This is a genomic window from Streptomyces sp. SID12488 (genome assembly GCF_010548275.1).
Lineage (GTDB): Bacteria > Actinomycetota > Actinomycetes > Streptomycetales > Streptomycetaceae > Streptomyces.
In genome coordinates this window covers 40860-64339 of record NZ_JAAGLT010000034.1, presented here as the reverse complement: position 1 = coordinate 64339, position 23480 = coordinate 40860, and the positions used below count along the sequence as shown (strand labels likewise).

25 protein-coding genes are annotated in these 23480 nt (G+C 67.1%); 12 read left to right on the top strand and 13 right to left on the bottom strand.

Going from position 1 to position 23480, the window contains the following annotated elements; genetic code table 11:
• Positions 1-12: 12 nt before the first annotated feature.
• A complete protein-coding gene (locus G3I56_RS35970; RefSeq protein WP_164416549.1) occupies positions 13-1131 on the top strand; it encodes a dipeptide ABC transporter ATP-binding protein in 1119 nt (372 codons plus the stop codon).
• 132 nt (positions 1132-1263) lie between these two features.
• Positions 1264-1641, top strand: a complete 378-nt coding sequence (locus tag G3I56_RS35965) for a VOC family protein (protein WP_164416547.1) — start codon at positions 1264-1266, stop codon at positions 1639-1641.
• A 13-nt stretch (positions 1642-1654) separates the two neighbouring features.
• Here G3I56_RS35965 and G3I56_RS35960 read toward each other — a convergent pair whose 3' ends face one another.
• The 5 genes from G3I56_RS35960 to G3I56_RS35940 all read right to left on the bottom strand — a co-directional run bounded on the left by G3I56_RS35960 (position 1655) and on the right by G3I56_RS35940 (position 7335).
• Positions 1655-2239 (bottom strand): Uma2 family endonuclease, encoded by a 585-nt coding sequence (locus tag G3I56_RS35960; protein WP_164416545.1) that lies wholly within the window; start codon positions 2237-2239, stop codon positions 1655-1657.
• 30 nt (positions 2240-2269) lie between these two features.
• Complete coding sequence (locus G3I56_RS35955; RefSeq protein ID WP_164416543.1) at positions 2270-3319, bottom strand: ABC transporter ATP-binding protein; 1050 nt, start codon at positions 3317-3319, stop codon at positions 2270-2272.
• 9 nt (positions 3320-3328) lie between these two features.
• Positions 3329-4312, bottom strand: a complete 984-nt coding sequence (locus G3I56_RS35950) for an ABC transporter permease (protein ID WP_164416541.1) — start codon at positions 4310-4312, stop codon at positions 3329-3331.
• A gap of 154 nt (positions 4313-4466) precedes the next feature.
• Complete coding sequence (locus tag G3I56_RS35945; RefSeq protein ID WP_164416539.1) at positions 4467-6251, bottom strand: ABC transporter substrate-binding protein; 1785 nt, start codon at positions 6249-6251, stop codon at positions 4467-4469.
• A gap of 67 nt (positions 6252-6318) precedes the next feature.
• Positions 6319-7335, bottom strand: a complete 1017-nt coding sequence (locus G3I56_RS35940) for an ABC transporter permease (RefSeq protein WP_239135306.1) — start codon at positions 7333-7335, stop codon at positions 6319-6321.
• 292 nt (positions 7336-7627) lie between these two features.
• On the opposite strand from G3I56_RS35940, the gene G3I56_RS35935 reads away from it, so the two are divergent.
• The 5 genes from G3I56_RS35935 to G3I56_RS35915 all read left to right on the top strand — a co-directional run bounded on the left by G3I56_RS35935 (position 7628) and on the right by G3I56_RS35915 (position 13345).
• Complete coding sequence (locus tag G3I56_RS35935) at positions 7628-9274, top strand: ABC transporter substrate-binding protein (protein WP_164416534.1); 1647 nt, start codon at positions 7628-7630, stop codon at positions 9272-9274.
• A 62-nt stretch (positions 9275-9336) separates the two neighbouring features.
• Positions 9337-10260: an ABC transporter permease gene (locus G3I56_RS35930; protein ID WP_164416532.1), complete on the top strand. Its 924-nt coding sequence runs from the start codon at positions 9337-9339 to the stop codon at positions 10258-10260.
• Positions 10253-11248 carry an ABC transporter permease gene (locus G3I56_RS35925; RefSeq protein WP_164416530.1) on the top strand — a complete coding sequence of 332 codons (996 nt, stop codon included), beginning with the start codon at positions 10253-10255 and terminating at the stop codon, positions 11246-11248. Before G3I56_RS35930 ends, G3I56_RS35925 begins: the two co-directional genes overlap by 8 nt.
• 8 nt (positions 11249-11256) lie before the next feature.
• Positions 11257-12249 (top strand): ABC transporter ATP-binding protein, encoded by a 993-nt coding sequence (locus G3I56_RS35920; RefSeq protein WP_164416528.1) that lies wholly within the window; start codon positions 11257-11259, stop codon positions 12247-12249.
• Entirely contained in the window at positions 12233-13345 is a 1113-nt protein-coding gene (locus G3I56_RS35915) for a dipeptide ABC transporter ATP-binding protein (RefSeq protein ID WP_164416526.1), read from the top strand. Before G3I56_RS35920 ends, G3I56_RS35915 begins: the two co-directional genes overlap by 17 nt.
• A gap of 184 nt (positions 13346-13529) precedes the next feature.
• Here the strand turns inward: G3I56_RS35915 and G3I56_RS35910 are convergent, their stop codons facing one another.
• Positions 13530-15647: a prolyl oligopeptidase family serine peptidase gene (locus G3I56_RS35910; protein ID WP_164416524.1), complete on the bottom strand. Its 2118-nt coding sequence runs from the start codon at positions 15645-15647 to the stop codon at positions 13530-13532.
• A 174-nt stretch (positions 15648-15821) separates the two neighbouring features.
• Between G3I56_RS35910 and G3I56_RS35905 the strand changes: the two genes are divergently transcribed.
• The 3 genes from G3I56_RS35905 to G3I56_RS35895 all read left to right on the top strand — a co-directional run bounded on the left by G3I56_RS35905 (position 15822) and on the right by G3I56_RS35895 (position 16953).
• Positions 15822-16016 (top strand): hypothetical protein, encoded by a 195-nt coding sequence (locus G3I56_RS35905; RefSeq protein WP_006375723.1) that lies wholly within the window; start codon positions 15822-15824, stop codon positions 16014-16016.
• A gap of 284 nt (positions 16017-16300) precedes the next feature.
• A complete protein-coding gene (locus tag G3I56_RS35900) occupies positions 16301-16666 on the top strand; it encodes a DUF6247 family protein (RefSeq protein ID WP_164416522.1) in 366 nt (121 codons plus the stop codon).
• On the top strand, positions 16663-16953 hold the full coding sequence (locus G3I56_RS35895) for a hypothetical protein (protein ID WP_164416520.1): 291 nt from the start codon (positions 16663-16665) through the stop codon (positions 16951-16953). Before G3I56_RS35900 ends, G3I56_RS35895 begins: the two co-directional genes overlap by 4 nt.
• Before the next feature lie 70 nt (positions 16954-17023).
• Here the strand turns inward: G3I56_RS35895 and G3I56_RS35890 are convergent, their stop codons facing one another.
• From G3I56_RS35890 to G3I56_RS35860, 7 genes are all read right to left on the bottom strand, one after another.
• Positions 17024-17587 carry a hypothetical protein gene (locus G3I56_RS35890; RefSeq protein ID WP_164416518.1) on the bottom strand — a complete coding sequence of 188 codons (564 nt, stop codon included), beginning with the start codon at positions 17585-17587 and terminating at the stop codon, positions 17024-17026.
• A gap of 4 nt (positions 17588-17591) precedes the next feature.
• Entirely contained in the window at positions 17592-18200 is a 609-nt protein-coding gene (locus G3I56_RS35885; protein WP_164416517.1) for a hypothetical protein, read from the bottom strand.
• On the bottom strand, positions 18197-18835 hold the full coding sequence (locus tag G3I56_RS35880; RefSeq protein ID WP_164416515.1) for a hypothetical protein: 639 nt from the start codon (positions 18833-18835) through the stop codon (positions 18197-18199). The genes G3I56_RS35885 and G3I56_RS35880 overlap by 4 nt, the downstream gene beginning before the upstream one ends.
• A 35-nt stretch (positions 18836-18870) precedes the next feature.
• Positions 18871-20262, bottom strand: coding sequence for a putative T7SS-secreted protein (locus G3I56_RS35875; protein WP_164416513.1), 1392 nt, complete (start codon positions 20260-20262; stop codon positions 18871-18873).
• A gap of 3 nt (positions 20263-20265) precedes the next feature.
• The gene (locus G3I56_RS35870) at positions 20266-20583 is read right to left on the bottom strand and encodes a hypothetical protein (RefSeq protein ID WP_164416511.1); all 318 of its coding nucleotides are present in this window, start codon (positions 20581-20583) and stop codon (positions 20266-20268) included.
• A 208-nt stretch (positions 20584-20791) separates the two neighbouring features.
• Positions 20792-21004, bottom strand: a complete 213-nt coding sequence (locus tag G3I56_RS35865; protein ID WP_164416509.1) for a DUF397 domain-containing protein — start codon at positions 21002-21004, stop codon at positions 20792-20794.
• Positions 21001-21876 (bottom strand): helix-turn-helix transcriptional regulator, encoded by an 876-nt coding sequence (locus G3I56_RS35860; protein WP_164416507.1) that lies wholly within the window; start codon positions 21874-21876, stop codon positions 21001-21003. The genes G3I56_RS35865 and G3I56_RS35860 overlap by 4 nt, the downstream gene beginning before the upstream one ends.
• A gap of 158 nt (positions 21877-22034) precedes the next feature.
• Here G3I56_RS35860 and G3I56_RS35855 point away from each other — a divergent pair, with 158 nt between their 5' ends.
• Together G3I56_RS35855 and G3I56_RS35850 are read left to right on the top strand one after the other, a co-directional pair.
• On the top strand, positions 22035-22505 hold the full coding sequence (locus G3I56_RS35855) for an ATP-binding protein (RefSeq protein ID WP_164416505.1): 471 nt from the start codon (positions 22035-22037) through the stop codon (positions 22503-22505).
• A gap of 271 nt (positions 22506-22776) precedes the next feature.
• The gene (locus G3I56_RS35850; protein ID WP_164416503.1) at positions 22777-23433 is read left to right on the top strand and encodes a helix-turn-helix domain-containing protein; all 657 of its coding nucleotides are present in this window, start codon (positions 22777-22779) and stop codon (positions 23431-23433) included.
• The last annotated feature ends 47 nt before the right edge of the window (positions 23434-23480 follow it).

Sequence of the window (23480 nt, the reverse complement as noted above, 5' to 3'; positions counted from 1 at the left end):
GAGCACCGAGACATGAGTGACAACCTCACCCTCCCCACACAGCAGGGTTCCACCGGTACGTCGACCGAGGAACTGCTCAAGGTCGAGGGCCTTACGAAGCACTTCCCGATCTACGGCGGCTTCCCGATCAAACGGAAGGTCGGCGCCGTACAGGCGGTCGACGGCATCGATCTGACCATCGGTGTCGCCGAGAGCGTCGGCATGGTGGGCGAGTCCGGCTGCGGCAAGTCGACCGCGGGCCGGCTCCTCACCCGTCTCCTGGAGCCGACCAGCGGCAAGATCACGTACTCCGGCCAGGACATCACGCACGCCTCGCGCAGGCAGCTGGCGCCGGTCCGCTCCGAGATCCAGATGATCTTCCAGGACCCGTACAGCTCCCTGAACCCGCGGCAGACCGTCGGTACGATCATCAAGTCGCCGATGGAGGTCAACGGGATCTCGCCCGCGGGCGGCCGGGAGAACCGGGTCCGGGAGCTGCTGGAGCTGGTCGGGCTCAACCCCGAGCACTACAACCGCTTCCCGCACGAGTTCTCCGGCGGTCAGCGTCAGCGCATCGGGGTGGCTCGCGCGCTCGCCCTGAAGCCGAAGCTGATCGTGGCGGACGAGCCAGTCTCCGCGCTGGACGTCTCCATCCAGGCCCAGGTGGTGAACCTCCTCAAGAAGGTCCAGGAGGAGATGGGCATCGCGTTCCTGTTCATCGCCCACGACCTGGCCATCGTGCGGCACTTCTCGCAGCGGGTCGCGGTGATGTACCTCGGCAAGATCGTCGAGGTCGGCGACCGGGACTCGATCTACAACCGCCCGCGTCACCCGTACACGCACGCTCTCCTGTCGGCCGTCCCCGAGGTGGCCATGGACGACGAGTCGGAGGGACGCGAGCGCATCCGCCTCGCCGGTGACGTCCCCTCGCCGATCCACCCGCCGTCCGGCTGCCGTTTCCGTACGCGCTGCTGGAAGGCCCAGGACAAGTGCGCGAGCGAGGAGCCCCCGCTGGTCCAGATCTCCGGCAACCGTGAGAACCACCTGACGGCCTGCCACTTCCCGGAGGACCCGACGACGGAGGCCCGCGACGAGGACGTCGTCCTGGACCCGGCGCTGAAGGCGCTGGAGGCGGACGCCACGCAGGACTGAGGCTCCCAGACGTGGAGTCGGCCGGGGGTGAGGAGCAGCAGCTCCTCACCCCCGGTTTTTATTCGTTCGACACGCGGGCGCAGGGTCGGGGACGCTGCGAGGCGGTATCCCTCACATGGCCTGGAGGCCTCGTTGTCTTTCCCGACGATCCACAACATCACCTTCGACACCACCGGTGACCCCTACGATCTCGGCCTGTTCTGGAGCGCGGTGTTCGGCCGCCCGCTCGCCGACGACGACAAGCCCGGCGACCCGGAGGCGGTGCTCCAGGACCCGGACGGTGGCCCCACGCTGCTGTTCATCCAGGTGCCGGAGGGCAAGGCGGTGAAGAACCGCCTGCATCTCGACCTGCGACCGCACGGGCGCACCCGGGACGAGGAGGTCGAGCGGGTGGTCTCCCTCGGGGCCCGGGTCGTCGCTGACCACCGCAGGCCCGACGGCGGCGGATGGGTGCTCATGGCCGACCCGGAGGGCAACGAGTTCTGCGTGGAGCGCGGGGAACTGGGCTGACCGTCGGTGGCGTTCAGCTCGGGTCGTTCCCGGCCTTCCCGTAGCGGCGGAACGCGTGGGTCTGCACGGTCCAGGGGCCGACCGGCACCGGGTCGCCGAAGATGTAGGGGTCCTTGCGCTCGTAGCGGCCCTTGCACGGGTCGGAGTGCACCTCGATGGTGCCCGTGCGGGGATCGACGATCATGTAGTGGGCGATGCCCATCGCGGGGTACTCGGTCAGCTTCTCGCCGTAGTCGTTGTTCGGGTTGGACGGCGAGACGATTTCGATGACCGCAAGCACCTGGGTCGCGTCGACGGCGAGTCCCTCCTCGTCGAGGACGTCCTCGGGGATGACGACGGCATCCGGGCGGCGCATACGGCTTATGGCCGGGTGCTCGATCTCGGGGCCGGTCGCGCAGATGTAACCGGGGTGCGTGGTGAGGAGCTGCTCGTCCAGCTGCTTGCAGATACGGCGGATCGTGCCCTCGTGACGCTTCGACGGGCTCATCATGGCCAGGAAGGGGCCCGAAGGGCCGATCTCGACGTTCCAGGTCCCTTCGAGCTCTTCGGCGTAGGCCGTCAGCTCCTCGGCGATCGCGCGCATCTTCGCGTAGTCCATACCCAAAGAGTAGCGATCAGGTCCTTCGTGTCATCTTGTGTCCGCACCCACGTAGTCCAGGTAGTACTCCCCACGCTGGACCGGCGTCAGATGGCAGGCCGCGCCGTGGGCTGCCGTACGGGGCAGGAGGGGGCGTCGGCTCGCGCAGTGGCCCTCCGGGACCTGCTCCGTGAACGCGCAGCGCGGCTCGAAGCGGCAGCCCGGGAGCGGGTCGAGGAGTGACGGGGGAGTGCCCGGGATCGGGGACAGCGGCACGTCCACCGGGGCGCGCAGCGTCGGCATCGAGCCCAACAGGCCCCAGGTGTAAGGGTGTTCAGGCGTCCTCAGTACCTCGGCCCGGGTGCCTCGCTCCACCGCCCGGCCCGCGTACATCACCAGGATGTCGTCAGCCATACGGGAGATGACCCCGAGGTCGTGCGTGATGAAGACGATCGACGTGCCGAACTCCTGCTGGAGGTCCCCCAGCAGGTCCATGATCTGGGCCTGGACCGTGACGTCCAGGGATGTCGTCGGCTCGTCGGCGATCAGGAGTTCGGGGTCGCACACCAACGCCATGGCGATCATCGCCCGTTGGCGCATACCGCCGGAGAACTGGTGGGGGTAGTCGTCGGCGCGGAGTGCCGGTTGCGGGATGCCGACGCGCCTCAGCATCTCCACTGCACGGGCCCTTGATTCCCGTCGGGACGCGCCCGTGTGCTTGGTGTATGTCTCCGCGATCTGGCGGCCCACCGTGTGGAACGGCGACAGGGACGTCAGCGCGTCCTGGAAGATCATCGCCATCCTGCTGCCTCGCAGCTTCTCCAGTTCCCGCTCCCGCGCCGTCAGCAACTCCTTGCCGTCCAGCAGGATCTCGCCGGACAGTGTCGTGCGCGTACGGTCGTGCAGGCCCAGGATCGCCAGGTTCGTCACCGACTTGCCCGAGCCGGACTCGCCGACGATGCCCAGGGTCCTGCCCCGTTCGACGTCGAAGGACAGCCCGTCCACCGCCCGCACCACACCGTCGTCGGTGGTGAAGTGCACCTTCAGGTCCCGCACGGAGAGGAAGGGCTCGGCCGGCGGCGGGGCGTGCGGTGAGGTCATCGAGTCCCCCTACGCCAGCCTGATCCGCGGGTCGATCAGCGCGTACACCGCGTCCACCACGATGTTCGCCACGACGATCGCCGCCGCGGCCACCAGGACGACCCCCAGCAGCAGCGGCAGGTCGTTGTCCCGTACCGCCTTGATGGACAGGGCGCCGATGCCGTGCAGGCCGAAGGTCTCCTCGGTGATGATCGCGCCGCCGAGCAGATAGCCGATGTCGAGGCCCAGGATCGTGACGATCGGGCCCATCGCGCCCCGCCAGGCGAACCGGAAGAACACCGTGCGGCGGGACAGGCCCTTCGCGCGGGCCGTACGGACGTAGTCCTCGGCGAGGGTCTCCACGAGCTGGGAGCGGGTCATCCGGGTGTAGTTGGCGGTGAAGATGATCGCGAGGACGAACCAGGGCAGCAGCAGGCCCTTGAACCAGGCGACCGGGTCCTGGGAGAAGCCGACGCTGTCCTGGGGGCGGGGGAGGATGCCCCACTGGTCGGAGAGGTAGTACATGGCCACCACGCCGACGATGTAGATCTGCAGGGACGAGCCGATCAGCGAGAGCGACGACGCGATCTTGTCCAGGGCCCGGCCCTGCTTCACCGCCGCGAGCATGCCCGTACCGACACCGAGGACCACGAAGACCACCGTGCTGCCCAGGGTGAGGGAGAGCGTGGTGGGGAAGCGGTTGGTGATCAGGCCGAGGACCGGCTCGTGGTTGGTGAAGGAGTAGCCGAGGCAGGGCGCCGCGCAGTGGCCGAGGCCGGTGTAGTCGCGGCCCACGAACACGCCTGCCAGCCAGTGCCAGTACTGCACCGGCAGCGGGTCGTCGATGCCCAGGTTGCGCCGGACGAGCGCGAGCGTCTCCGGGGTGCAGAGCTTGCCGCAGGCGCTGCGGGCCGGGTCGCGCGGGGCGACGTAGAAGAGGACGAAGGTGATCGCGCTGATGACGAGGAGGATCATCAGCGCGCTGAGTGTCCGGCGGAGGATGAAGCGGAACATGGCGATCGGATTCCCTGGCGGAACCCCCGGCACCGGTCCCTGGTGGGCGGGACCGGTGCCGGGGTGGTCGGGTTGTGCGGGGCGGGGGCGCCCCGTCAAGGGGCGCGGGGAACTGCGCGACCAGCCCCCACCGGCCCGCAGTAAATGAACCGGCCTATGCCTTGGCGTACAGCTTGTAGAGGACGAACGACGAGTTCAGGGGGTCGTACTCCGTGCCACCCACCTTGCTGCCGTACAGGTAGAAGCGGCGCTGGTACGTCTCGGGGATGATCGGCGCCTCCTTCTCCATGAGCTCCTTGTCCAGTGCCGCCCACGCCGCGTCGGCCTTCGTCGGGTCGGTGATGGCCGCGGCCTTGTCGATCGCCGCGTCGACCCAGTTCACCTTCAGCTGCGAGACGTTGTTCGCGCCGTTGGCGATGACCCGGCCGTCGAAGAGGGGCTGGAGCATCGTGTAGCCGGTCGGCCAGTCGGGGGACCAGCCGAACCACATCACGTCGAAGGAGTTGTCGACCTGCTGGATCTGGTCGTAGTAGCTGGTCGACTCCACCGGCTTGATCACCGGGTCGAAGCCCGCCTCCTTCAGGGCGTTGGCGATGACGACCTTGGTCTTCTCGTAGGCGTCGTTGCCGCCCTGCGGGTAGGTGTAGACGATCTTCTGGCCGAGCTTGCCGGCCTCCTTCAGCAGCGCCTTCGCCTTCGCGGTGTCGCCCTGCGGCTTCGTCAGCTTGCCGTAGACGTCGAACTTCACCCGGCCCGCCATGTCCGGGCCGAGGATCGTGGTGGCGTAGTCGCCGGCTGACGGGCCGCCGTAGATGGTCCGGATCTGCTGCAACGGCCAGGCGTAGTTGAGCGCCTGACGGACCTTCAGGTCGGTGATCCGCTTGCAGTTGATGGCGTAGTAGTACAGGCCCGTCAGCAGTCCGTCGACGGTACGGCTCTTCAGCGCGGGCGTCGTCAGCACCTTCTGGATGCGCTCGGCGGGCACTCCGCTGTACGCCATCACCGCGTACTGGTCGGTCCCGGAGTCCGCGATCAGCCGGTCGGTGCTCTGGAGCGCCTCGGGGCCGAACTCGAAGGCGAACGAGTCCGGGTAGGCGTTGCGGATCGGGTCGGTCGCCGGGTCCCAGTGGGTGTTGCGGACCATCGTCAGCGACTTGTCGACGGAGTGCTGGGAGAGCCGGTAGGGCCCGCAGGAGAAGGGGTCTTTGTCGTACTTCTCCTTGGTGTCGTGCTTGGCGGGCACCGCTCCGTACGACTGCATGGCCAGCGTCCAGTTGAGGTCCGGGCGGGCCGTCTTGAGGTGGAAGGTGATCGTCTTCTTCGCGGTGTCCGTGACGACCGAGTCGAGGTGCTTGCCGCTGTACGGGCCCTTGTAGACCGAGCGGAAGTCGTTGGTGCCGGTCAGCGCGGCCTGGAGGTAGGTGGCGCCCTCGGTGGTGAAGGTGGCGAAGCCGCGCTCGATGCCGTGCCGGACGTCCTCGACGGTCAGTTCGCTGCCGTCCTCCCACTTCAGCCCGTCCTTCAGGGTGAAGGTCCAGGTCTTGCCGCCGTCCGCCATGGTGCCGGTGTCGGTGGCGAGGTCGCCGACGAGCTTCATCGCGCCGCCGTCGACGCGGTAGCCGGTCAGACAGCGGATGTAGAGGTTGCCGACCTCGGAGTTCCACGAGTAGTAGATGCGCTGCGGGTCGAGGTGCGAGAAGTCCTGCGGGCCGATCGGCCGGATCGTGCCGCCCTTCTTCGCCCCCGGGATCTCCGGGGCGGGCCCGGTGGAGTCCGTCTTGGTGCCGATGCTGACCGTCGCGAACTTGCTCGTCCCGGCCGCGCCGCCCCCGGACGTACCGCCACCGCCTCCCCCACCGCTGCTGCACGCGGACAGGGCCATGGAGCCGCCGGCGGCTACCGAGGTGGCGATGACGAAGTTTCTGCGGGAGAGAGACATGGGGTGTCCTGCCTGAATCAGGGAGAAGGGGTGGTTCCCGTGCGGGGGAGGAGGCCGGCGCCGTTGTTCAGCGCCTGGTCTTCGGGTCCAGTGCGTCGCGTACGGAGTCGCCGAGAAGGTTGAAGGCGATCACGAAGATCACCATCGACAGGCCGGGGAAGAGCATGTAGGTGATGTCGTTCTGGTAGACCTGCGCCCCGCGCTGGATCATCACGCCCCAGTCGGGTGTGGGGTCGCTGAGCCCGACCCCGAGGAAGGCGAGCGCCGCCTCGGTGGTGACGTACATGGGCAGCGCGAGGGTGGCCTGGATGAGGATCGGGGTCCACAGGTTGGGCAGCAGTTCCCGGAACACGATCCGGGCCGGTGAGGCGCCGGTGACCTTGGCGGACTCGACGAACTCCCGTTCGCGCAGGGCGAGTACCTCACCGCGCAGCAGCCGGGCCAGGGGCGCCCAGCCGAACGCGGTCATCACGGAGATGAGGCTGACGACGGTCAGCCAGGTCGGGGTGTTCTCCTCCGGCGACACGAGGATCGAGATCATCACCGGCCAGAAGGCGATGAAGAACAGGGTGGAGGGGAACGCCAGCAGGATGTCGATGACCCGGCCGACGAAGCTGTCGATCCGCCCGCCCAGATAGCCGGCGGTGAGACCGACGGCGATGCCGAACAGGGTGACCAGCGCTGTCGTCACCGTGGCGATGAGCAGCGAGTTGCGGATGCCGTAGATCAGCAGGGTGAAGACGTCCCGGCCGAGCTGCGGCTCGACCCCGAACCAGAAGCCGCCGCTGATGCCGCCGTTGGGCCGGATCGGGAACCCGAACTCGTTGAGCAGACCGGTGCCGTTCTGGCCGTACGTCGTGTACGGGTCCTTGCCGTAGAGCTTGGAGATCAGCGGGGCGCCGATACCCGCCGCGAAGAACAGCACGACCACGACGGCCGAGACGACCCCGGTGCGGTCGCGCCGGAAGCGCAGCCAGGCGATCCGCCCCGGCGAGCGGCCGGTGCCGCCGCGGGCAGGCGCGGATGGCGTCGGCCCTGCGGCACCGGAATCGGCCGTCACCTGGGGTGCGGTGGCGGAAGGCATAGGCGAGGTCATGGTGCTCCAGGCCCGGAGTGGTGAGGGATCCCGCGTACAGCAGAACAGCGGGCTGAATGCGACTTTTCAGCGCCGGTTCAGTCGGCGTCAATGCTTCGTTGACGCCTTTGATCTGGACTTTTGTCCTTTGACCCGAGGGTGGTGCGTCACTTGGGTCGGCTTTGGACGGCCATGACCAAAGCGGGAGGGAAACCCGGACGGGCCGAGTAGACGTGCGGTATGGGTGCTGTGCACCGATATTTGCCGGTAACGGTACGGCGCACTGAACTGGAGGCACTCCATGCGTGGAGCCACGCACGCCCGATGGGCCGCATGCGCGGTGGCGGTAGCCCTCACGGCGACCGCCTGCGGGGGCGGTGACGACGACAGCGGCGGCGGCAGCGGCAGCGGTGACGGCTCCGGCATCCTCAGCTCGTCCTGGGGCGACCCGCAGAACCCGCTGGAGCCGGCCAACACGAACGAGGTGCAGGGCGGCAAGGTGCTCGACATGATCTTCCGCGGTCTGAAGCGGTACGACGCCAAGACCGGCAAGGCCGACAACATGATGGCCGAGAAGATCGAGACGACCGACTCGCAGAACTTCACCGTCACCATCAAGAGCGGCTGGAAGTTCAGCAACGGCGAGACCGTCACCGCCAAGTCGTTCGTCGACGCCTGGAACTACGGCGCGAGCCTGAAGAACAACCAGAAGAACGCGTACTTCTTCGGCTACATCGACGGCTACGACAAGGCGCACCCCGAGGACGGCAGCAAGCAGACCGCCGACACCCTCTCCGGGCTCAAGGTGACCGGCACCGACACCTTCACCGTCAAGCTCAACCAGAAATTCTCGACCTTCCCCGACACCCTCGGCTACGCGGCCTACTCGCCGCTGCCCCAGGCCTTCTTCAAGGACCACGCGGCCTGGGTGAGCAAGCCCGTCGGCAACGGCCCGTACTCGATCGACTCGTACACCAAGGGCTCCCAGATGTCCCTGCGCAAATGGGACGCCTACTCCGGCACGGACAAGGCCCAGAACGGCGGCGTCGACCTCAAGGTCTACACCGACAACAACACCGCCTACACCGACCTGATGGCCGGCAACCTCGACCTCGTCGACGACGTGCCCGCCGCCCAGCTGGCGAACGCCAAGAGCGACCTCGGCGACCGGTACATCAACACCCCCGCCGGCATCATCCAGACCCTCGCCTTCCCGTTCTACGACAAGGACTGGGACAAGGCCGGCATGGAGAAGGTCCGCACCGGGCTCTCCCGCGCGATCAACCGCGAGCAGATCACCGACACGATCTTCCAGAAGACCCGCACCCCCGCCTCCGACTGGACCTCACCCGTCCTCGGCGTGGCGGGCGGCTTCAAGGAAGGTCTGTGCGGCGACGCCTGCGAATACGACCCCAAGGCGGCCAAGAAGCTCATCGAGGAGGGCGGCGGCCTGCCCGGCGGCCAGGTCAAGATCTCGTACAACGCGGACACCGGCTCGCACAAGCAGTGGGTCGACGCGGTCTGCAACAGCGTCAACAACGCGCTCGGCAACGACAAGGCCTGCGTCGGCAACCCCGTCGGCACCTTCGCCGACTACCGCAACCAGATCACCCAGTCGAAGATGTCGGGTCCCTTCCGGGCAGGCTGGCAGATGGACTACCCGCTCATCCAGAACTTCCTCCAGCCGCTCTACTACACCAACGCCTCCTCCAACGACGGCAAGTGGACCAGCAAGGAGTTCGACAAGCTCGTCGACCAGGCCAACGCGGAGACCGACCGGGCCAAGGCCGTCGGCCTGTTCCAGCAGGCCGAGGAGGTCCTGCGGGACGACATGGGCGCCATCCCGCTCTGGTACCAGAACGGCAGCGCCGGCTACTCGGAGCGCCTCTCCAACGTGGCCCTGAGCCCGTTCAGCCTGCCCGTGTACAGCGAGATCAAGGTCAGCTGACCGGCTGAGCCGCCGGGGGCGGGCCCACGCAAGCGCCCGCCCCCACTACCTCCGGAGCCCTCATGGGACGGTACGTAATCCGGCGTCTGCTGCAGATGATCCCGGTCTTCATCGGCGCCACACTGTTGATCTTCCTGATGGTGAACGTGATGGGCGACCCCGTCGCGGGCCTCTGCGGCGACCGGCAGTGCGACCCGGCCACGGCCGCCCAGCTCCGCAAGGAGTTCGGCCTCGACAAGCCCGTGTGGCAGCAGTACCTGACCTACATGGGCAACGTCTTCACCGGCGACTTCGGCACCGCCTTCAACGGCCAGAAGGTCACCGAGCTGATGTCGACGGCGTTCCCCGTGACCATTCGGCTCACGATCGTGGCGGTCGTCTTCGAGGTCGTCATCGGCATCACCCTGGGCGTGATCACGGGCCTGCGCCGGGGCAGGCCCGTCGACAGCGGCGTCCTCCTGGTCACCCTGGTCGTCATCTCGGTGCCGACCTTCGTCACCGGTCTGCTGCTCCAGCTGCTGCTGGGCGTCGAGTGGGGCTGGATCAAGCCCTCGGTGTCGACGGACGCCCCCTTCGACGAACTGATCGTGCCGGGCCTGGTCCTGGCCTCGGTCTCGCTGGCCTACGTGACCCGCCTGACCCGTACGTCCATCGCTGAGAACAGACGCTCCGACTACGTCCGTACAGCGGTCGCCAAGGGCCTGCCCAGGCGCCGGGTGATCACCCGCCACCTGCTCCGCAACTCCCTGATCCCCGTGGTCACCTTCATCGGCACGGACGTCGGCGCGCTGATGGGCGGGGCGATCGTCACCGAGCGGATCTTCAACATCCACGGCGTCGGCTTCCAGCTCTACCAGGGCATCCTCCGCCAGAACACCCAGACGGTCGTCGGCTTCGTGACCGTCCTCGTCCTCGTCTTCCTGGTCGCCAACCTGCTCGTCGACCTCCTGTACGCCGTACTCGACCCGAGGATCCGCTATGCCTGAACACCGGTCCACGGGCGCCACGGGCGCAACCGAGGGGGCCATCGCCGCGACCGGCATGGGCGGCGCCATGGACCTCGCCGCGAGCGAGGCGGAGACCCTGGAGAAGGGCCCGGGCTCCGGGCGGGGCGGGGACCCCACCGACAAACCCCGTTCCCTCTGGTCGGACGCCTGGCTGGACCTGCGCCGCAACCCCGTCTTCATCATCTCCGCGCTCGTCATCCTCTTCCTGGTCGTCATCTCCGTCTGGCCCTCGCTGATCGCCTCCGGCAACCCGCTGAAGTGCGACCTCGCCAACGCCCAGAAGAGCTCCGGGCCCGGCCATCCCTTCGGCTACGACGGCCAGGGCTGCGACGTCTACACGCGCACGGTCTACGGCGCCCGTACGTCCGTCACGGTCGGCGTCTGCGCCACGCTCGGGGTCGCGATCCTCGGGTCCGTCCTCGGCGGCCTCGCCGGGTTCTTCGGCGGGGTCTGGGACTCGGTGCTGTCCCGCATCACCGACGTCTTCTTCGCGATCCCCGTCGTCCTCGGCGGTCTGGTCCTGCTCTCCGTGGTGACCAGCTCGACGGTCTGGCCGGTCATCGGGTTCATGGTGCTGCTCGGCTGGCCGCAGCTCTCCCGTATCGCCCGCGGCTCGGTCATCACCGTCAAACAGAACGACTACGTCCAGGCCGCCCGCGCGCTGGGCGCCTCCAACTCCCGCATGCTGCTGCGCCACATCGCGCCCAACGCCGTGGCACCCGTGATCGTCGTGGCGACCATCGCGCTCGGCACGTACATCGCCCTGGAGGCCACCCTGTCGTACCTGGGCGTCGGTCTGAAGCCGCCCACCGTCTCCTGGGGCATCGACATCAGCGCGGCCTCCCCGTACATCCGCAACGCCCCGCACGCCCTCCTGTGGCCCTCCGGAGCGCTCGCGGTCACCGTGCTCGCGTTCATCATGCTCGGCGACGCGGTGCGCGACGCCCTCGACCCGAAGCTGAGGTGACCGGCGTCATGCTCCTCGAAGTACGCGACCTCCACGTGGAGTTCAGAACCCGGGACGGGGTCGCCAAGGCCGTCAACGGTGTCACCTACGCCGTGGACGAGGGCGAGACCCTCGCCGTGCTGGGCGAGTCCGGCTCCGGCAAGTCGGTGACGGCCCAGGCGGTCATGGGCATCCTCGACACCCCGCCCGGGAAGATCACCGGCGGCGAGATCCTCTTCCAGGGCAAGGACCTGCTCACCTTCAAGGAGGAGGAGCGCCGCAAGGTCCGGGGCGCCCAGATGGCGATGATCTTCCAGGACGCCCTGTCCTCCCTCAACCCGGTCCTCTCCGTCGGTGACCAGCTCGGCGAGATGTTCACCGTGCACCGCGGAATGTCCCGAAAGGACGCCCGTACCAAGGCGATCGAGCTGATGGACCGGGTCCGTATCCCGGCCGCCGCCCAGCGCGTACGGGACTATCCGCACCAGTTCTCCGGGGGCATGCGCCAGCGCATCATGATCGCCATGGCGCTGGCCCTGGAACCGGCCCTGATCATCGCCGACGAACCGACGACGGCCCTCGACGTCACCGTCCAGGCCCAGGTCATGGACCTGCTCGCCGAGTTGCGGCGTGAGCTGAACATGGGCCTGATCCTCATCACCCACGACCTCGGAGTCGTCGCGGACGTGGCCGACAGGATCGCGGTCATGTACGCGGGCCGGATCATCGAGTCGGCGCCGGTCCACGACATCTACAAGGCGCCCGCCCACCCGTACACCAAGGGCCTGCTGGAGTCGATCCCGCGCCTCGACCAGAAGGGCCGCGAGCTGTACGCCATCAAGGGCCTCCCGCCGAACCTGATGCACATCCCGCCGGGCTGCGCCTTCAACCCGCGCTGCCCGATGGCCCAGGACATCTGCCGCACGGACGTACCCCCGCTGTACGAGGTGGACTCGGCGGACGGGGTCCGCAGAAGCGCCTGCTTCTTCTGGAAGGAGACGCTCGATGCCCACGACCACTGAGGCCGTCGCGGCCACTGAGCCGATTCGCGAGCCGATTCTCGAAGTGACCGGGCTGGTCAAGCACTACCCGCTCACCCAGGGCATCCTCTTCAGAAAGCAGGTGGGCGCCGTCCGGGCGGTCGACGGCGTCGACTTCGCGCTCGGCGCCGGCGAAACCCTGGGCATCGTGGGCGAGTCGGGCTGCGGCAAGTCGACGGTCGCCAAGATGCTGGTCAACCTGGAGAAACCGACGGCAGGCGTCATCAAGTACAAGGGCGAGGACATCACCAGGATGTCCGGCCGCGCCCTGAAGGCCGTACGCCGCAACATCCAGATGGTCTTCCAGGACCCGTACACCTCCCTCAACCCCCGTATGACGGTCGGCGACATCATCGGGGAGCCCTACGAGATCCACCCCGAGGTCGCGCCCAAGGGCGACCGGCGCCGCAAGGTCCAGGAACTGCTGGACGTGGTCGGTCTCAACCCCGAGTACATCAACCGCTATCCCCACCAGTTCTCCGGCGGCCAGCGTCAACGCATCGGTATCGCGAGGGGGTTGGCGCTGCGCCCCGAGATCATCGTGGCCGACGAACCGGTGTCGGCGCTCGACGTCTCGGTGCAGGCACAGGTGATCAACCTCCTGGACCGGCTCCAGAGCGAGTTCGCCCTCTCGTACGTCTTCATCGCCCACGACCTGTCGATCGTGCGGCACATCTCGGACCGGGTCGGGGTGATGTACCTCGGCCGGATCGTGGAGACGGGCCGGGACGCCGAGATCTACGACCACCCGACGCACCCCTACACCCAGGCACTCCTGTCCGCCGTGCCCGTCCCCGACCCCGAGGCCCGCGAACACCGGGAGCGCATCATCCTCACCGGTGACGTGCCCTCCCCGGCCAACCCGCCCTCCGGTTGCCGCTTCCGCACCCGCTGCTGGAAGGCGCGGGAGCGGTGTGCCATGGAGGTGCCGCTGCTGGCGGTCCCCGCGGAGTTCCGGCTGACGACGGGGCCGGCCGCGCATGCCTCGGCCTGCCATTTCGCGGAGGAGAAGCGGGTGGTGCCGACGGGGGAGCCTCCTTCGGATGCTGTGGACGATCTTGCCAACGGGGTGAAATAAGTGCATAAATATGCACGAACCGCGTTTACACGCAGGCAACTTGGCTGACCCGGTCTCGATATATGGACGGTCCACTCTGAGGAACGTACGGCCGTGCGGGTGCCGTAAACGGGCTGGGGCTCGCCATGTAGCCCCAGCCCGTTGCCGTGCCCGCACGAGGACCTGCGTGAGGCCTGCGCGAGACTTACGCCATCCCCAACGCCCGCTTCAGGAAGTCCACCTGAAGCAGCAGCAGGTTCTCCGCGACCTGTTCCTGCGGGGTCATGTGGGTGACGCCCGACAGCGGGAGCAGTTCGTGCGGGCGGCCCGCGGCCAGCAGGGCCGAGGACAGTCGCAGGGCGTGGGCGAAGACCACGTTGTCGTCGGCGGTGCCGTGGACGACCATCAGCGGCCGGTGCGGCTCGGCGGGGGACGACAGACCCTCATCGGTGACGAGCGAACTGTTCGCGTACGCCTCCGGGGCCGCGGCCGGGTCGCCGAGATACCGCTCCGTGTAGTGCGTGTCGTACAGCCGCCAGTCGGTCACCGGGGCGCCCGCGATACCCGCGTGGAAGACGTCCGGGCGCCGCAGCACCGCAAGACCCGCGAGCCAGCCGCCGTACGACCAGCCCCGGATCGCCACCCGGGAGAGATCGAGCGGGTAACGCTCGGCGAGGTCGAGCAGGGCGTCGACCTGGTCGTCCAGCGACACCGTGAAGTCGCCGTGGACGGCCTTCTCCCAGGCGGGCGACCGCCCCGGCGTACCTCGCCCGTCGGCCACGACCACCGCGAACCCCTGGTCGGCGAACCACTGCGAGGTGAGGTGCGCGTTGTGCGCGGCGACCACGCGGGGGCCGTGCGGACCGCCGTAGGGGTCCATGAGGACAGGGAGGCGAGTGACGCCGTCGTAGTCGGTCGGCATAAGCAGGGCGCATGGAATTCGGCGTGCGCCCCCCTCGGTGAAGGTCACGCGCGGGGACAAACCGGGGTCTTCGGCATACGAGGTGACGGTCGCCGCCCTCTTCCCGTCGCGCAGCACCTGCACCTGGGCCCCCGGCCGGTCCGGCACCGCCGACACGAGCACGGTCACGCCCCCGGCGCGAACCGCCGAGTGCACGCCGGGCTCTTGCGAGACTCGCTCCAGTCCGAGCTCATTCACTCGATAGACGTGTACTTCGCCGATCTCGGAACCGACCGCCGCCTCACCTGCAGACGCCGACACGAGCACGTCGTCGGCCGTCACGTCCAGCACCGCCCGGATGTGCAACTGGGCTCCCGTCAGGGGCCGTTCACCGACCGCCAGCACCCTGGCGCCACCCTCGTCGGCGATACGCACGAGCTGTCCGGAGGGGCTCCAGCAGGGCACGCCGGGGAAAAGATCCAGCCAATGTGGATCTTCCTCCGCATGCACCATCCGGGTCGTCCCGTTGTCCGGGTCCACAGCCAGGAAAAGCTGCCCGCGCTGGTCCCGCGACTGCACCAGAATCAGCGGCGCACCCGCCCCTGACCAGTGCACACGCGCCAGATAGGGGTACTTCTTCCGATCCCAGACGACCTCGGTGCGCACCCCTTCGAGGGTGAGTACGAAGAGCCGCACCTCCGCGTTCAGGGTGCCCGCCGCCGGATACGCGACCTGTTGCGGCTCCCGTTCCGGATGGGCCGGATCGGCGATCCACCAGCGGTTCACGGGCGCGTCGTCGGCCCGCGCGACCAGCAGCCGGTCGGACTCCGGGGACCACCAGAAGCCGCGCGAACGGTCCATCTCCTCGGCCGCGATGAACTCGGCCAGCCCGTACGTCACCGTCTCCGACTCGGGCTCCGCGATCGCGTGAGCCTGCTCGCCGGCCAGGTCGGTGAGACACAGGGCACCGTCCGCGACGTATGCGACGAGGCGTCCGTCGGGGGAGGGGCGCGGGTCGATCACCTGCCCCCGGGCGGGGATCTCGCGCACTGTCCCGGCCTGTAGTTCGGCCACGAAAAGCCGCCCGGACAAGGCGAAGGCGGCCAGTTCGACGGCCGAGTCGGTGGCGTATCCGACGATCCCGGCACTGCCCTCACGGCTGCGCTCCCGACGCGCCCGCTCCTCGGCGGACAGCTTCTCGCCGGCCCCGCCAAGAAGCACGAACGGGTCGGCGACGACGCGCTCACCACCGTCCGGGAGATCGAGCACCCACAGCTTGTTGGCCCGGTCGGTACCGGCGGAGGACCGCAGGTAGGCGACCCGCGAACCGTCGGGCGCCACGGCGAACGCGCGAGGCGCGCCGAGTGTGAATCGCTGGGTGCGGGCGTGCCGGCGGGGGAAGGACACAGGCTCGGTCGTCATGCCCCGACCATATTGGCCATGCGCCCCCTTGTGCGGCAGTGCGCCGACCGATGCGCGCGGGCGAATAGTTATGATCACTGGCGGCGAGTGGGTATGAACCTGCTGGCCACTGTATGGATTTACTGCCCCCATAGTCCGACCCCCGGTCCCTGGGCCCTTTGGAGGTGAGCCGCCGTGGCGCTCTCGATTTCGGCGGTAGTGCTGCTGGCGATCATCGTCTTCTTGCTGATCAAGAAGTCGGGTCTCAAGGGAGGGCATGCGGTGGTGTGCATGCTGCTGGGGTTCTACATGGCCTCATCAACCTTCGCCCCGACGATCAGCGACCTGACGACAAGCATCGCGGGCATGATCGGCGACCTGAAGTTCTGACCCTGGTCTGCTGGGCGGCGCCTTTGGGCGGGCTGTCGGTGGGTTGGGGTGGTTGCCGGTGGGCTCCGGTGGGTGGGTGACCGGAGCCCGAATTCGGCGGACACGTTCCGCTTCCCTGGCGCGCCCGTGACCATAGGGCCTACGGGGACATGATCGCTCGCGACGCACTGACACGTGGTGCGCCGTTCAGGCCCTCGACGTGCTGGGCGCCGGGCCCTGAACAACTCGCCCTCTGCATGCGAGGGCGGCTAGGGTCGTGGCGAGCAGCGTCGAAGGGAACACGTATGAGTGCACAGCACGCCGAGACACGGCCACCGCTCATCCCGCAGCCGCCGACCACTCGCGATGCCCTGCGTGAAGCCGTCAAGCAGATCGCGCTCGCCCGGCTTCCCGAGTTCGACCGCGACCTCGGTGAGGCCTTCGACCAGGCCATCCAGCTCTCGTCCATCACACCCATGCGGCTGTTCCTGGAGAAGTGGGCAACGCTCGTCGCCATCGAGCGCCACCCTGAGCAGGCGGGCATGATGCGCGAGGCCGAGCGGACCATCTCCGATCCGAGCGCTCCGGAGGCCGCCTTCCGGCAGGCCCAAGCCGTGGTCACCCGCATACTCGACACGGCATCCGAGGAGGCCGGAGTCGCGCTGCGGTGAACGATCGGCAAGAAGGCATTGAGGACGACATCACAGGGTGGGCCTGGGAGTATGACCCTGACCCCGAGTGGGTTGTCGGCGGCATGAAGGCCCCGGACCGGGAGGCGGTCGCTGTCATCGCCTCCGCGCTGGCAGACCTGGCCGCATACGGTCTCGGCCCGGAGGGCCGCCTCGACGAGGACCAGAACCCGATGCGGCTACGCACCTACAGCACCGGAACAATCCTCGTCTGGTACCAGGTCGTCGAGTACCGCAAGCGCGTATACGTCAAGCGCGTCAACCTGTGAGGCCGGGCTCGCCGCGTCCGTGCGGCGAGCCGGTCAGTGTTCGGTCGGGTACGCCGAGTCCCGCAACTGACTACCCGCGCCGTGCCGCCGCCCGGCTCTTGCCCTTCCCCTTTTTGCGCATCTTGCGTACACGTTCGCGCTCGAGCGCCCGACGCTTCTCGACTCGCGCGTTGCTCACGCGGTGGACGAGCCACCCGACGACGGCCGTGGTGCCCGCGTACGCAATGAGTGCGCTGCCTGTACCGGGGATGTAGGCGCATGCCCTGTACGACGGGCAGTTCCTGCCAGGTAGAGAGCCCAGTACGTAGCTCAGGGATGCCAGTGCCCCGCCCCAGCAGACAGCCGTCGCGGTGGAGCGAGCCACGCGTGGAATCCACGCCTCTCCATACGGGTCGGCCACGAGGAGGCGGTGCCCGGAGAACACCCCGAAGACCGAGATCAGACCGCAGAGAATCCCAAAGGTCCAGGGCCCACCAGGCAGGTCCAGCAACGTAGGTGCCGTATTCCGCACGAATGCCTTCCAGGCGCCCAGGACGAACACAAGAACAGCACCGGCACCCACCAGAGTGATCACGAACCCGGCGATCCCGAGTCCTTCACGCAACCGGAACCCTTCGCTCTGTTTCTCCGTCATCGGCTCAGCCCCAATGCAACGTCCCTGCCACCGTGTCGAACAGTGCCACCATCTGGTCCGCAAGAGGATCTATCGGTGTGGAGAAGTTCAACATCAGCCAGCGACTGGTGGCGGGAATGGGCACGTAGTACGTGAGCGTCGTGGTCGGGAGGGTGTTGCCCATCTGTGCCTCAGGAGCAGCAGCCGCCCTGCGACGCTGGCGCACCGCCTTGCCCGCCACGGCCAGCTCGACAACGCCTACTTGGGTGTCATCGTCGTTCTGGTCGGCCAGATGTTCCGCGAGTTCCTCGGCATCCGAGCACTTGGGCCACTCGTCAGGTGCCGGAACACTGATCAGCAGGGACGATGCCAGCGGCACAGGTCCGACAGCGAGGGTGGAGATATAGAGCTCGGTGCCGCCGACCTTGTACGCGTTTTTCGCCTGCTTCTGCAGATTCCGCATGAACTGCTCCTTCAAATGAGGAGCGTTGTCCACACCGCGGAACTGCCGATCAGCCAGGGCGACGATGCCCCGATCCCGGTCGTCGGGATCCAGTGCGAGCTGGAACCAGCCGTCCGGCACGACGACGTTGTAGTCCTGGGGAGGTGAGGTGAACTCGTCGGCTGTCTTCACTCGGTGTCTCCTGAGGCGAGCGGGGTGATCCGCAGAGTCTGGACCGCCTCGTCGGCCAGCTCCGTGATTTCCTCCGTGCGAGCGATCGCCTCCCACGTCACCGTCACGACAATGAGACTCTTCATTCCGGGTGGGAAAACAGCGTACTTGATGAATTCGGTCAACTTCCGTCCGAATCCGAACATGCGCTTCACCTGAAGCATCGACTGCACACGAACGGCTGGTCCGGCAGGCAACTCCAGATATGTCACCTGTGGTTCACCTTTGGGCTCGGCGTTCTCCCACTCCAGGAGCAGCGGCTGAACTTCTTCCCGGGTGGGGCGATCCACACCCTCGTCGCCGTAGGAGTCGACCATCAGATTGGCGAGAGCCTCGCCGCTCTCGGTGTAGTACGCCGCAGCAAGGGTTGGGACATCGTCGTTCAGGTTCACGGCCCGCTCGACCATGTCATCGAAGACCGCGCTATTCTCGATCTCCAGTGCGAGTGGATTGAGTCTGTTGACAACTTCTGTGGCCAGCGCCTTGGCTTCGGCCTTCGTGCCCTCTTTGAGTGTCAGGTCGATCCATCCAGGCTGAAAGTCGATTTGACACTCGAAGCCTTCGATCAGGGGAGCGCCACTGTCCGGTGTGGTCATGTTGTTCCTTTCGCGCCTTGGCGTGGTCGCTGGGCTTAGCCCAGGAGCGGGTTGAGGTTACCGTCCAGACCCAAGCCACCCAGCGTAATGCCAGCTCCGACCAAAGACATTCGGCTGGCCGTTTTGGAGATCGTATTTACAGCGTTGGAATCGAATTGAGCTCCGAGTGCCGAGGTGCCCATTTTGATGGACTTGAGGTCGGAGGCTACACCGGGATCGGCGATGGAGAACGACTTACCCAGCCCTTTGAAGACGCTTCCCCCGCCACGTGCCATGATTTCGTTGCGTGCCGCGACGAAGTTGCCGCTTCCAGGCTTCAGGGTCTTGAGATTGTTACTCCATGAACTCTTCGAGAACGGCTCGCTGAATGGTTCCTTAATCGACTTCCATACATCGCCTTTGCCGAGCTTCGACGACTTCCCGGAGAGTCTCCTGAGGTTCTTGTTGGCTCGGCTCACCTGGCGGGCGGTTCTGGCAGTTCCGGCCTTACCCAACTTGCCGAGCGCCCCCTTCGCAAACTTTCCGGCGACTTTGGAGAACCCCTTACCCACACCCATCATCATGAATCCGAGCGCGGAAATTCCCAGATCCAGCCATTCGGCGTTTCCTTGGAGGACCATCACGAAGGTCGCCAAGAAATTGATCAATGTGGCGATCATCGCGATGGCGCCCAGGACTCCGGCCAGTGCCTGCCCGATCACGGGGATCCAGCCGACAACCAGTGAGAGAATCCCGCACACCGTGGCGATGACAGACGTGACGTCGGCGATCGTCTTGACCAACGTTTCCCAGAAGCCGTCCTTCAGGGAGTCGTGGTTGATGACGGCATCGAGGGAGTCGCGGGCACGCTTCGCCGCATCATCCCGGATTCGCCTGGCTTCGCTGATCTTCTCCCGAGCCGCCTCGATCTCGCCCCCGGCGGCATCCAGTTGGGACTCCAGCTTCTTGCGCTGGTCCTTGGCGCTGTCGTCGTCCTTCTTCCCGTCCTTGTCGGACAGGTTGGCCAGGGTCTTCTGTGCGGTGCCCTTGCGTTCTTCCGCGTCCTGCGCATCCTTCAGCGCTGCGTCGGCGATCTCCTGGGCGCGGTTCAGGTCGGAAGCGTAGTTCTTGGGCCTGGCGTGCAACCTGTCCTGGTAGCCACCGCCGACTTCTGTCACCTCGGCACCGATGGCATCAGCCGCTGTGTCGTACCTCTTGAAGGCGGCTTCGAGTTTTTTGGTGTTGCCTTTGGCCCTCTCCCGGAACTCCTTGCCGGCCTTGCTGTCCCAGGCGTCAACTTCAGTAATAGCTTTCAGATTCTTGATCTGACGCTCAAGTTCATCTGCAGTCTTGCGTAGTTTCCTGCCCAACGACGCCATCTGGTCGGGATCTCCAGGAATGGGATCACTTTCCGCCACCGGATGCCAATCGCGAGGTCGTCCCACCATGAACTACTTCCCCTTTTTCTTGGAGCTCTGGGCACCTCGGATCGCCTCAGCCAGCTGGTGATCAATATCTTCGTACGCCTGCGCCGCCGCCTTGGCGATCTCGGCCATGGCGCCGACCTCTTCCGTCAGCTTCCCGCGACTGATCTCCCAGTTGTCCACGAAGTCATCGAATTTATCGGCGAGATCGCCGTCACCGAAATCCTCCAGGTATTGCCCAAGCTTTTCGATTCCGTCGAATGCTTTCTTCACGTTGTTGAGCCCCGTACCCATTCCTCTGATCACGTCGAGATCGAGCCGAGCGCGCTCGCCTTCGCCTGACATGGCACCCCCGTTGTTTTGATCTGAAGGAATCAGCCGATCGGCTGGAATGAGTAAAGATCTTACGGGTGGGACAGTTGGCATCCCAGGGCTGTTGACCACCAGGACCGCAAGCCGTGTAAACCCGTCTCCCGATGCAGAGGCCGACACGTCGCCGAACCGCAGGGAAGCGGGCTTGGCGTGGGCTCGACGCGTCCACGCGACCAGCCGCTCAGCGTTCGGTCGGGTACGGCACGAAGGCCGACCAGGCGGCGGGCGCGAAGGCCAGGCGAGGGCCGTGCTCTGTGTTCTTGGAGTCGCGCACGTGGATGGTTCCGGGAGCGGTGGCGATCTCGACGCAGGAGTCGCCCTCTGTGCCGTCGCTGTAGCTGCTCTTGAACCACGCAAGTTCGGAGGGGTCTCCGGCGAGGTGCTTGCGGATCATGTCTCTCCCAGTAGTTGCTCGATGAAGGCGAGTGACTCCCTGGAGGTGAGGGCCTCGGCCCTGATGGTGCTGTAGCGCAACTCCAGGATGCGCAGTTCCTTCGGCTCTGTTGTCGGACGGCCGCTGAACGCCCCGTCGGAGCGCCCCACAGCCGTACCGTCCGCGAACTTCAGCAACTCGATCTTGCCATCCACCCCAGGGTGGGCGCCGCTCTCCGTTGGCATCACCTGGAACGTTACGTTGCGCAGGTGCGCCACCTCCAGCAAGTGTTCGAGCTGCCGGCGTCGCACCATTGTGCCGCCGATACGTCGACGCAGTGCTGCCTCTTCCTGCACGAAGCTCAGCGCGATCACGGGTGACTTGCCGAAGACCGATTTCCGGGCCATACGGGCGGCCACGAGGCGCTCAACTTCCTCTTCTGAATACGGCGGTTGCCGCGCCTCGAACAAGGCTCGTGCATGCTCAGGCGTCTGCAACAGGCCGTGGAGGCTGAGTCCGACGTATACGCCGATCTCTACCGCCTGGGCCTCCATCTTCGCGATGGCCCGTACCTTCTTCGGGTACTGGACCTTCTCCAGGTCCTCGTTCATGGCGGAGATGAGGCCGTCCGCCCCCAGCAGTTCGTCGGCCTCCACCAGGTACTCGGGCCGGGGGATGCGCTTCCCGCCCTCGATCTTGTAGACCATGTCCTCGCCGTACCCCAGTGCCCTGCCGAAGTCGGCGGCCCGCATTCCCGCCGCCTCCCGGCGCAGCTTCAGCTGGCGTCCGACGGTCGCCACGACCGCCACCCCCCACTCGTCGTCCGGGTCCACCTCCCAACCCGGCTCGTCCGCCTCGCCCTTGAGCTGCCCCGCGTCACTGTCCACGCTCATGCCGCGCCCCTCCGTCGTACCGCGCTGTACGTTGCCCCCGCCCTACCCGTACGCCCCGTCCCGACAGCCCGGACACGACCGGACAAGCTCCGGACAGTCACCGTACGCAACGGCGGAGTCACTAATCACGGTAGATGTGTGCGGCCACTGTGAGTGACGTGAACCAACAAATCGCCGCCCCCGCGGCCCAACCCGAGCACGCCTTCCGCAACTTCAGCGTGCGTCTGTCACCCACGCCTCGTGGCGCCCGCCTGGCCCGGCTGCTCACCGCCGAGCAACTCCGCTCCTGGGGACTGCCGGTGCACCCGGCCCGCCAGATCGTCGCCGAGCTGGCGGCGAACGCGGTCACCCACGGACGCGTCCCGGGCCGCGACTTCAGGCTCACCGTGTACGTCATCGGCACCACCCTGCGCATCGAGGTGACCGACACGCGTGGTGACCGCCCGCCGTGTCCTCAACCTCCGTCCGACGATGCGGAGTCCGGGCGGGGACTCGTCTTGGTGGAGGGGCTTGCCGATCGGTGGGGGTGGGGTCCGGGGCTTCGGCCTCGCAAGACGGTGTGGGCGGAAATCGATGTCTCACCGGAACTCGATTCCCCGTGTTCCGGTGAGACCAGCGGTCTTCTTTGAAAGAAACAACCAGAGAGAAAGAACCCCAACCAAACCCCACCCCTCCCGCCCGCCGGGACGGCCACCCACGGCCCGTACTGCCGCCGCCGCGCAAACTCACTCGCGCGAGTGAATATCACCAACTCGGCTGGATTTGTGCCCGGTTGCCTGCCCTACGCTCAGCGCAGCACCACCAGCAACTTCGCAGAGAACCGCAGAGATGAGACGGCCCTCGCCGGGATTGCAGTCCCAATGCGAGGGCCTGACCACCGAGGAAGATAGAGGCTTCCCGATGGACACGAAAAACCTTAGCGTGCCCTCGCACGCCCAGTCCCGTACCCCGGGCAAGAACCATCCCCACGGGCGGCCGAGTTCCGGTGTCTCCGGCGTCGTCCACGACAACGCCCGCCACACCACCCGCTTCACGGTGATCGGCAACCACCTCGCCCAGCACCCCGAGCTGTCCCTGCTCGCGATCGGCCTGGGCACCCACATCCAGTCACTGCCCGCAGGGGCCCTCGTCGACATCAAGACCCTCGCCAGGAAGTTCCCGGAGAGCCCGGCCCGTATCGCCGCCGCCCTGCGCGAACTGGAAACCCACGGCTACCTCCGCCGAACGCGCGAACGCACCCCCGGCGGCAACATCGTCACCCGCACGGTCTCCTGCAACCAGCCCGGACGCCGCAGCGAGGGGCACGCTGAGCGCCTTGTCGAGCCCGAGCCCAACCCGGGGCGCCCCACTCACCACGCACCAGCCCCTGAACAGAGGGCCTCCGAGCTCACTCGTCCCGCACACCCCGCCGCCCCTGCACCGCCCAAGAAGCGCACCCCACGCAAGCCCCTCCCCGCCGTACCGCAGCCCGCCTACAGCGGCTGCGACCGGGCCTTCCGTTCCCCCGAGCCCGGTCGCTGTCGCGACTGCCGATCCGATCTCCTGGAGGCCGCCTAGCATGAAAGCGACGATCCTTGCCCCCGGGCACAGACGACGAGGAGCGA

Coding starts and splice junctions, on each gene's coding strand:
- G3I56_RS35970 (WP_164416549.1), top strand. CDS start 13: ATGAGTGACAACCTCACCCTCCCCACACAGCAGGGTTCCACCGGTACG.
- G3I56_RS35960 (WP_164416545.1), bottom strand. CDS start 2,239: ATGGACTACGCGAAGATGCGCGCGATCGCCGAGGAGCTGACGGCCTAC.
- G3I56_RS35955 (WP_164416543.1), bottom strand. CDS start 3,319: ATGACCTCACCGCACGCCCCGCCGCCGGCCGAGCCCTTCCTCTCCGTG.
- G3I56_RS35950 (WP_164416541.1), bottom strand. CDS start 4,312: ATGTTCCGCTTCATCCTCCGCCGGACACTCAGCGCGCTGATGATCCTC.
- G3I56_RS35945 (WP_164416539.1), bottom strand. CDS start 6,251: ATGTCTCTCTCCCGCAGAAACTTCGTCATCGCCACCTCGGTAGCCGCC.
- G3I56_RS35940 (WP_239135306.1), bottom strand. CDS start 7,335: ATGCCTTCCGCCACCGCACCCCAGGTGACGGCCGATTCCGGTGCCGCA.
- G3I56_RS35935 (WP_164416534.1), top strand. CDS start 7,628: ATGCGTGGAGCCACGCACGCCCGATGGGCCGCATGCGCGGTGGCGGTA.
- G3I56_RS35930 (WP_164416532.1), top strand. CDS start 9,337: ATGGGACGGTACGTAATCCGGCGTCTGCTGCAGATGATCCCGGTCTTC.
- G3I56_RS35925 (WP_164416530.1), top strand. CDS start 10,253: ATGCCTGAACACCGGTCCACGGGCGCCACGGGCGCAACCGAGGGGGCC.
- G3I56_RS35920 (WP_164416528.1), top strand. CDS start 11,257: ATGCTCCTCGAAGTACGCGACCTCCACGTGGAGTTCAGAACCCGGGAC.
- G3I56_RS35915 (WP_164416526.1), top strand. CDS start 12,233: ATGCCCACGACCACTGAGGCCGTCGCGGCCACTGAGCCGATTCGCGAG.
- G3I56_RS35910 (WP_164416524.1), bottom strand. CDS start 15,647: ATGACGACCGAGCCTGTGTCCTTCCCCCGCCGGCACGCCCGCACCCAG.
- G3I56_RS35900 (WP_164416522.1), top strand. CDS start 16,301: ATGAGTGCACAGCACGCCGAGACACGGCCACCGCTCATCCCGCAGCCG.
- G3I56_RS35890 (WP_164416518.1), bottom strand. CDS start 17,587: ATGACGGAGAAACAGAGCGAAGGGTTCCGGTTGCGTGAAGGACTCGGG.
- G3I56_RS35880 (WP_164416515.1), bottom strand. CDS start 18,835: ATGACCACACCGGACAGTGGCGCTCCCCTGATCGAAGGCTTCGAGTGT.
- G3I56_RS35875 (WP_164416513.1), bottom strand. CDS start 20,262: ATGGTGGGACGACCTCGCGATTGGCATCCGGTGGCGGAAAGTGATCCC.
- G3I56_RS35870 (WP_164416511.1), bottom strand. CDS start 20,583: ATGTCAGGCGAAGGCGAGCGCGCTCGGCTCGATCTCGACGTGATCAGA.
- G3I56_RS35865 (WP_164416509.1), bottom strand. CDS start 21,004: ATGATCCGCAAGCACCTCGCCGGAGACCCCTCCGAACTTGCGTGGTTC.
- G3I56_RS35860 (WP_164416507.1), bottom strand. CDS start 21,876: ATGAGCGTGGACAGTGACGCGGGGCAGCTCAAGGGCGAGGCGGACGAG.
- G3I56_RS35850 (WP_164416503.1), top strand. CDS start 22,777: ATGGACACGAAAAACCTTAGCGTGCCCTCGCACGCCCAGTCCCGTACC.